Origin of the sequence: Acerihabitans sp. TG2 (assembly GCF_035013185.1) — a bacterium.
GTDB lineage: Bacteria > Pseudomonadota > Gammaproteobacteria > Enterobacterales > Enterobacteriaceae > Acerihabitans.
The window spans coordinates 53,840-60,937 of the sequence record NZ_JAYGJO010000030.1 but is presented as its reverse complement, the minus strand read 5'-3'; the positions used below and the strand labels follow the sequence as shown (position 1 = coordinate 60,937).

The following is a 7,098-nucleotide window of genomic DNA, read 5'->3' as shown; positions in this document are numbered from 1 at the left end:
AATAGCCTGTAAAATAAGCTGCTTATGTTAAATAATTGTTATATCAATAAGATGTGACCTATTAACCAAAGGTGCTATCCAACGCCGAGGCTTGTGGAAACGGCGGTTGTTATCGGTTATAGCCTGATGAGACAGCCGGAGCAGAAAAAAATACAGCAGATTACACAGGGATACTCGGGCGGGTAGTAGCAAGAGATGAAACTACGTTTCCTGCGCCCGGGTAGCATTGGATTATCAGCCTCGGAGGATTAACTCAAAGCTCCTGATCAAACAAAACCAGAATGGCTTCATACAGCTGTTTAACGCTAAAGCCTTTGGCCGGGGTGGTGAAAATAGTGTCATCGCCGGCGATGGTACCTAAAATCCCCTCCGACTTGCCTAGTGAATCCAACAATCGGGCAATGAGCTGAGCGGCCCCTGGACTGGTGTGAATCACAATCACCGCATCGTTATGATCAACATCTAATACCAGATTTTTCAACGGACTGCTAGTGGTGGGCACGCCTAGCTCGGCGGGAAGGCAATACACCATTTCCATTTTGGCATTGCGAGTACGCACCGCGCCGAATTTGGTCAGCATCCTCGATACTTTAGATTGATTGATATTTTCGAACCCTTGTTCTTGCAAGGCAAAAACGATCTCACCCTGAGAACTGAACTTCTCTTCCTTCAGCAGTGCCTTAAAGGCTTTAACCAGCTCTTCTTGTTTTATGTTATTGCGCATGTTTAACCAAACCAGTAGCTGAAAATGTGCTGAGGATTATGCATATAATTGCATTTTTATGCAATGGTGATGGCTGATATGGGCTCGTATTGGTGGTAAATTCGCCAAAACCACTCAGAATAGCAATATTTATTCAAACCTACCATGATCTGTCTCTCATATTTATCGGCAGATAAAAAGTAAACTAATTGTTATAAAATTGATGTTGTTTTGTTCTTTCTGGCCGGTGTAAGGTAATAGACGACTCTGGGTAATAAACAGTAGCGACGGCGAGTTCCACGAAAAAGAGTTGGCGATAAGATCGTAGGCCGCGTCCTTACACATAAAGTGATGCAGGGCCAATTGTGGGATCCAGCCCAGATATAGAGACAATAGTAATACGTCATGTGTCAAATTTGCGATCGCTGATTTGTTTTTACCCGTTTATGTCTCTATGATCATAACCAGATGATTTGACGGCATTTAATTTTTCCGATTATAATAAGGAGATTAGAATGAAAGTCGCAGTCCTTGGTGCAGCGGGTGGTATCGGGCAGGCGCTTGCCCTGTTGCTCAAAACCCAGCTTCCCTCAGGTTCAGAACTCTCCCTTTATGACATCGCGCCGGTCACTCCCGGTGTGGCTGTCGATCTCAGTCATATTCCCACGGCAGTTAACATCAAAGGCTTTAGCGGTGAGGATGCCGGTCCGGCCTTGGTGGGGGCGGACATTGTATTGATTTCCGCCGGTGTAGCCCGCAAACCCGGGATGGACCGAGCCGATCTGTTTAATGTCAATGCAGGTATCGTGCGTAATTTAGTCAATCAGGTTGCTAAAACCTGCCCTAAAGCGATGATCGGTATCATCACCAATCCAGTGAATACCACCGTAGCAATTGCTGCCGAAGCGCTGAAAAAAGCGGGGGTTTATGATAAACGTAAACTCTTTGGTATTTCCACTCTGGATGTTATCCGCTCCAGTACTTTTGTCGCGGAGCTAAAGGGGTTGAACCCGCAGGATGTTGACGTGGCGGTTATCGGTGGCCATTCCGGCGTAACCATATTGCCCCTGCTTTCTCAAGTAAAAGGCATCAACTTTACTGAACAAGAAGTCATCGATCTGACCAAACGTATCCAAAATGCCGGCACTGAAGTAGTGGAAGCCAAAGCGGGCGGTGGGTCAGCCACCCTTTCCATGGGACAAGCCGCAGCACGCTTCGGCCTGTCACTGGTTCGCGCATTGCAGGGTGAACAAGGCGTAGTCGAATGTGCTTACGTAGAAAGCGACGGTGAATTCTCACGTTTCTTTGCCCAACCGCTGCTACTAGGCAAACAAGGTCTGGTGGAGCGTAAGCCTATCGGGACCCTGAGCCCGTTTGAACAGCAAGTGTTGGAACAGATGCAGGATGTATTGAAAAACGATATCGAACTGGGTGTGAAATTTATTAATCAGTAGATGTCCCATCTATACCCTTCATCTTTCAAGCCGCAGGTGTCTTGGTTTTGCTCGCTCACCCCAGTCTTTTACTCATGTAAGCTCCTGGGGGGGCGCAGCGCCGACCCCTTCCTGTGGCTCGAATATGCCTTCATCTTTCAAACCGCAGTTGAGTTGGCTTTGTTTTGCCCTTCCTTGGGCCTTACTTCTCATGGGATCGCGACAGGTCGCGCCCTAATCTGCTCCTGCAGCGTGGTCCTCATTCACCCTCGTTTTTTATTCAGTAAGCTGCTGGGGATGGATGAAACTCGTCCCTGGGGTTCACCCGTTGAGTAAACTGTCAGTGTTGTTCAAATCTGTTCCAGCCCGATTTGTCGTTGTGTTGCCACCGTCCAGTCACGTGAATTATCTAGGGTATAAATACCATAAAACTTCACTTGATATTAATTATGATAAATAATTATTCCATTGATATTTAATGATTATTTATGTTAATAGGATAAAAACCAACGACGATCTCATTTTTCAATCCCTAGTGGCATTTATGGCTTTTTTTATGTTGTAATTGTCGTTACGACAAGCTGTAATTGCTATAGAGTATAAGCGTCATTACAACGGAATCACGCGGAATCGCGACCGGGGATTATTATTATTCTGGGTTGGGCACAACCGCGTAGTGGCGATAACGCGCGGTTATTACCATCACATGGAGGAGAAATGGCAATGAAAAAGGAATGGATAGCGACCCACGAGCTGATCGGCGTCGGCGGGCTGCCGAAAACGCGGCAAGGTCTTAATCGACGAGCTCGCGAGGAAGGTTGGCATAAAAGGCGGCGCGAGGGGGCCCGGGGTAAAGCTGTTGAATATGCCTGGCAGAGCCTGCCAGATTCGGTAAAAAAGACCCTGTCCCTGCGTTCCTGCACCGCTGATTATGCTTTGTCGGATCAGGAACCCTCGACCACCTGGATTGAGATCCATCGGCAGCTTTCCAGCACTGAACGTGATTTCGTCGTGGCTTTTGTGCTGCGCGAAGGGGTATTGAACCTGTTGAAACGGTTGGATTATCCCGATGAGCTCCTCACGGAGCTCGTTCGGGACTGAGAGAATCACAGCGTGGGTGGTGGCTCTTCTCCCGTGGGTTTCGCCCGCGCGCGCTTACGAATCAGGCTTTTTCTGTCGATTAACTGTTTTGTTTCCGGGTCGATATAGCGGCTAGGCCAAATCTTCGCGGGGTGTATTTCCAGGGTATTGGCTATCAGCCATTCGCCTTTTGGCCATGGCCGGGTGAGGGCGTTCGCCAGGGTGGATGAACTCAGACCCGCTGCCCGCGATACTGCTGCGAGAGTGGTGCCGCGTTTGCGCATAGACGCAACGATATCCGCTGGATGCCAATCAGCTGTCCTTTGAATCATGACTCATTCCTTTGCAAGGGGCCGGAGGTAACGTAATGCAATAATTAACATAGTTAAATAACCTAATGTAAATGCAACTTTGCCGTGGAAAACATATTGCCTCAATTTTCCAAAAATGTTTCTGGTATTTTCCATATAAAGTTGATTTTTGTAAAGGCGATCCCTATTCGGAATGCAAAAGATATGAAAAAAGACTGGTATCGAACCAGCGAGCTTAAGGGTGTTGGCGGTTTACCCACGACCCGTCAGGGCATCACCGCCCGTGCCCGTCGGGAAAAATGGGTCAGTAAACCCGTATCGGGGGTACAGGGGAAAGGGCTTGAGTTCGCGTTGGAGAGTTTGCCGCCAGATGTTCAGCGGGAGCTTGTACGCAGGGCAATGCAGGAGTCGCCGGCCCTTCCATACCTTGTCAACCTGGTGTCGTCGGAACCGGAAAACGATCGGCTAGCAGCGTGGATGACCATCTATCAACAGCTTAAGCCGCAAGAACGTGATGACGTTATCAGCCTGGTGCTGCGAGACGGCATCGCAGCATTTATTGTCCGACTCGGCATTGTTCCCCGAGCGTGATTTTACTCGGGCATCACGGATGTCATATTTTCCATAAAATATGACGATAGTTTCCTAAAAATCACGTCGCACGGCAATATGCGCCAGACTTTCCAGTGCTTGCCGGTAGGGCGTCGGTTCTAGAACGGCGAGACAGGCAATCGCTTTGTCTGCTTCTTCCTCGGCCCGCTGGCGGGTATAGTCGAGCGAACCACACTGGTGCATGGTTTCAAGCACCGATTCCAGCAAATGCCGCCCATTGCCTTTGACGATGGCCTCGCGAATCACCGCCGACTGGGCTTCGTTGCCGTTGCGCATGGCGTGAAGCAACGGCAGCGTAGGTTTACCCTCGTTAAGATCATCGCCCGTGTTCTTACCCAACGTTTTACCATCGGCACTGTAATCCAGCAGGTCGTCTATCAGTTGGAACGCGGTGCCGAGATAACGACCATAATCCTGCAAGGCGACTTCCTGCTCAGGGGTAGCGTCCGCCAGAATGGCCGATGAGTGTGACGCGGCCTCGAACAAACGCGCGGTCTTGCTGTAAATCACCCGCATATAACTCTCGACGGTGATATTGGGATCGTTACAGTTCATTAACTGCAGTACCTCTCCTTCGGCAATCACATTGACCGCCTCAGACATCAAGGCCAAGACCCGTAATGACTCTAGTCCGGTCATCATCTGAAATGCGCGTGTATAGATAAAGTCTCCAACCAACACGCTGGCGGCGTTGCCGAATGCGGCGTTAGCCGTTGCTTTACCCCGACGCATATCCGATTCGTCAACCACATCGTCATGCAACAAGGTGGCGGTGTGGATAAACTCGATCAGCGCCGCAACGGTAATATGCTTACTCCCCGTGTAATGCAACGCTCTCGCCGCCAAAACGGCTATCATCGGACGGATACGTTTGCCACCACCGCTGATAATGTAGTGGCCTAGCTGGTTGATAAGCACAACCTCGGAGTTCAGCTGCTCGAGTATAATGGCGTTGACGTCCGCCATGTCCTGCGCTGTGAGTACTGTGATTTGTTCAAGGTTCATTATTTTCTTTTGGCTTTATTTTTACCGTTGAAATAGTAACGCTGCTCATGAGGCCAGATGGCAGAAACTGTGTTACTGATTGTACTTGAAAAATGATATAGATAAATGCTGATAAAGAAACTGCCCTTTTTTCACGTCCTGTATGTATTCTGCACTTGTCATATGCTGGTTTTTTGCGTAGAATTCGCGCCCTATTGTGAATATTTATAGCGCACTGTGGACGATTATAGGTTGAGTGCGCGGAAAGCGGAGTTTTTTATGTACGCGGTTTTCCAAAGTGGTGGTAAACAACACCGGGTCAGCGAAGGTCAGACGGTTCGTCTTGAAAAGCTTGACATTGCAACGGGTGAAACCGTTGAGTTCGACCAGGTGATGATGATTGCCAATGGTGACGACATTCAGATTGGCGTTCCTTTCGTCAATGGCGGAAAGATTCAAGCTGAAGTAGTTGCTCATGGTCGTGGTGATAAAGTGACGATTGTTAAATTTCGCCGCCGTAAGCACTATCGTAAGCAACAAGGCCATCGTCAGTGGTTCACTGACGTGAAAATTACCGGTATTGGCGCCTAACAGGGGAGCACACTCATGGCACACAAAAAGGCTGGCGGCTCGACTCGTAATGGTCGTGACTCAGAAAGTAAACGCCTTGGCGTAAAACGTTTTGGCGGCGAAGCTGTCTTGGCAGGTAGCATCATTGTCCGTCAGCGTGGAACCAAATTCCACCCTGGCACCAATGTGGGTTGCGGTAAAGACCACACGCTGTTTGCACTGACGACTGGCAAAATCCAATTTTTAGTTAAAGGACCGAAAAATCGTAAATTTGTCAGCATCGTTGCTGAATAAATTTGCCATTTTCCGCTAGCCAGGCATAGCACTGTGTTAAGCCCCGCAATCAAATTGCGGGGCTTTTTATTATTTTACCTTCCAGGTTACTGCGTTTTACGGGTAAGCATCAGATACACAAACGCATGAAGACAAATCAGCAGGCGGGGCAGCAGGCGGGGATAGGTATTGCGCTGGCACTTACAACCGCCATGTGTTGGGGGGCGCTGCCTATTGCCATGAAGCAGGTGCTTACCGACATGGAGCCCTATACCGTGGTGTGGTATCGGTTCATCATCGCGGGTATCGGCCTGGCGGTTATTCTGACGCCGCGTAGACAATTACCGCCGCTGAGATTGCTTTTGCGCTGGCCATTGCTGGGGTTAGTGGCGGTTGCGACTGCCGGTTTGCTGGGTAATTTTATTTTTTTCAGCTCCTCCCTGCAGTATCTCAGCCCGACGACCTCACAAGTGATCGGCCAGTTGTCGCCGGTGGGTATGATGTTTGCCAGCGTATTGGTATTAAAAGAGCGCATGCGTGCTACCCAGGTGATCGGCGCGGCGATGTTGATAACCGGACTACTGATGTTTTTCAACACCAGTCTGATTGAAATTTTCACCCGTCTGACCACCTATACGTTAGGGGTGATCCTGGGAGTCTGCGCGGCGATGTCTTGGGTCTGTTATGGTGTGGCGCAGAAGGTGTTATTGCGTCGACTGGCTTCACCACAGATCCTGTTTTTACTGTATGTTTTGTGTACAATAGCCCTGAGTGTCGTGGCCAGGCCCGCGACGGTTATGCAGTTAAGCAACTGGCAGATTGCCTGTTTGGCCTTTTGCGGCGCCAATACGCTGGTGGGTTATGGCGCATTGGCCGAGGCTATGGCGCGCTGGCAAGCGGCACAGGTCAGCGCTATTGTGACGCTGACCCCCTTGTTTACCTTATTTTTTTCGGATTTGCTGTCACTCGCCTGGCCGGGGTATTTTGCCGCTCCGGCGCTGAATATCGTCGGTTATGTTGGCGCGTTTGTAGTGGTGGCGGGTGCGATGTTTTCTGCGGCGGGTCATCGTTGGTTGCCCGGCCGGGCAAAAACAGGACCGGCGCTGCCCATGAAGCCGCCCGGCAAATGAAT

General features: G+C 49.7%; 9 protein-coding genes. 6 read left to right on the top strand and 3 right to left on the bottom strand.

Features of this window, described 5'->3' with window-relative positions:
• Positions 1 to 253: 253 nt before the first annotated feature.
• Complete coding sequence (argR, locus tag SJI19_RS20845) at positions 254 to 724, bottom strand: transcriptional regulator ArgR (RefSeq protein ID WP_323480182.1); 471 nt, start codon at positions 722 to 724, stop codon at positions 254 to 256.
• 494 nt (positions 725 to 1,218) lie between these two features.
• Here argR and mdh point away from each other — a divergent pair, with 494 nt between their 5' ends.
• Entirely contained in the window at positions 1,219 to 2,157 is a 939-nt protein-coding gene (gene mdh, locus SJI19_RS20840; RefSeq protein WP_323480181.1) for a malate dehydrogenase, read from the top strand.
• A gap of 702 nt (positions 2,158 to 2,859) precedes the next feature.
• A complete protein-coding gene (locus tag SJI19_RS20835) occupies positions 2,860 to 3,237 on the top strand; it encodes a DNA-binding protein (protein ID WP_323480180.1) in 378 nt (125 codons plus the stop codon).
• A gap of 5 nt (positions 3,238 to 3,242) precedes the next feature.
• On the opposite strand, the gene SJI19_RS20830 is transcribed toward SJI19_RS20835, so the two are convergent.
• Positions 3,243 to 3,548 carry a helix-turn-helix domain-containing protein gene (locus tag SJI19_RS20830; RefSeq protein ID WP_323480179.1) on the bottom strand — a complete coding sequence of 102 codons (306 nt, stop codon included), beginning with the start codon at positions 3,546 to 3,548 and terminating at the stop codon, positions 3,243 to 3,245.
• Between the two features lie 183 nt (positions 3,549 to 3,731).
• Between SJI19_RS20830 and SJI19_RS20825 the strand changes: the two genes are divergently transcribed.
• Complete coding sequence (locus SJI19_RS20825; protein ID WP_323480178.1) at positions 3,732 to 4,118, top strand: DNA-binding protein; 387 nt, start codon at positions 3,732 to 3,734, stop codon at positions 4,116 to 4,118.
• Between the two features lie 54 nt (positions 4,119 to 4,172).
• On the opposite strand, the gene ispB is transcribed toward SJI19_RS20825, so the two are convergent.
• A complete protein-coding gene (ispB, locus tag SJI19_RS20820) occupies positions 4,173 to 5,144 on the bottom strand; it encodes an octaprenyl diphosphate synthase (protein WP_323480177.1) in 972 nt (323 codons plus the stop codon).
• 258 nt (positions 5,145 to 5,402) lie between these two features.
• Here ispB and rplU point away from each other — a divergent pair, with 258 nt between their 5' ends.
• The 3 genes from rplU to SJI19_RS20805 all read left to right on the top strand — a co-directional run bounded on the left by rplU (position 5,403) and on the right by SJI19_RS20805 (position 7,096).
• On the top strand, positions 5,403 to 5,714 hold the full coding sequence (gene rplU / locus SJI19_RS20815) for a 50S ribosomal protein L21 (protein WP_162364085.1): 312 nt from the start codon (positions 5,403 to 5,405) through the stop codon (positions 5,712 to 5,714).
• A gap of 15 nt (positions 5,715 to 5,729) precedes the next feature.
• The gene (gene rpmA / locus SJI19_RS20810) at positions 5,730 to 5,987 is read left to right on the top strand and encodes a 50S ribosomal protein L27 (RefSeq protein ID WP_323480176.1); all 258 of its coding nucleotides are present in this window, start codon (positions 5,730 to 5,732) and stop codon (positions 5,985 to 5,987) included.
• Positions 5,988 to 6,112: 125 nt separating this feature from the next.
• Positions 6,113 to 7,096, top strand: coding sequence for a DMT family transporter (locus tag SJI19_RS20805; protein WP_323480175.1), 984 nt, complete (start codon positions 6,113 to 6,115; stop codon positions 7,094 to 7,096).
• The last annotated feature ends 2 nt before the right edge of the window (positions 7,097 to 7,098 follow it).

Coding starts and splice junctions, on each gene's coding strand:
- argR (WP_323480182.1), bottom strand. CDS start 724: ATGCGCAATAACATAAAACAAGAAGAGCTGGTTAAAGCCTTTAAGGCA.
- mdh (WP_323480181.1), top strand. CDS start 1,219: ATGAAAGTCGCAGTCCTTGGTGCAGCGGGTGGTATCGGGCAGGCGCTT.
- SJI19_RS20835 (WP_323480180.1), top strand. CDS start 2,860: ATGAAAAAGGAATGGATAGCGACCCACGAGCTGATCGGCGTCGGCGGG.
- SJI19_RS20830 (WP_323480179.1), bottom strand. CDS start 3,548: ATGATTCAAAGGACAGCTGATTGGCATCCAGCGGATATCGTTGCGTCT.
- SJI19_RS20825 (WP_323480178.1), top strand. CDS start 3,732: ATGAAAAAAGACTGGTATCGAACCAGCGAGCTTAAGGGTGTTGGCGGT.
- ispB (WP_323480177.1), bottom strand. CDS start 5,144: ATGAACCTTGAACAAATCACAGTACTCACAGCGCAGGACATGGCGGAC.
- rplU (WP_162364085.1), top strand. CDS start 5,403: ATGTACGCGGTTTTCCAAAGTGGTGGTAAACAACACCGGGTCAGCGAA.
- rpmA (WP_323480176.1), top strand. CDS start 5,730: ATGGCACACAAAAAGGCTGGCGGCTCGACTCGTAATGGTCGTGACTCA.
- SJI19_RS20805 (WP_323480175.1), top strand. CDS start 6,113: ATGAAGACAAATCAGCAGGCGGGGCAGCAGGCGGGGATAGGTATTGCG.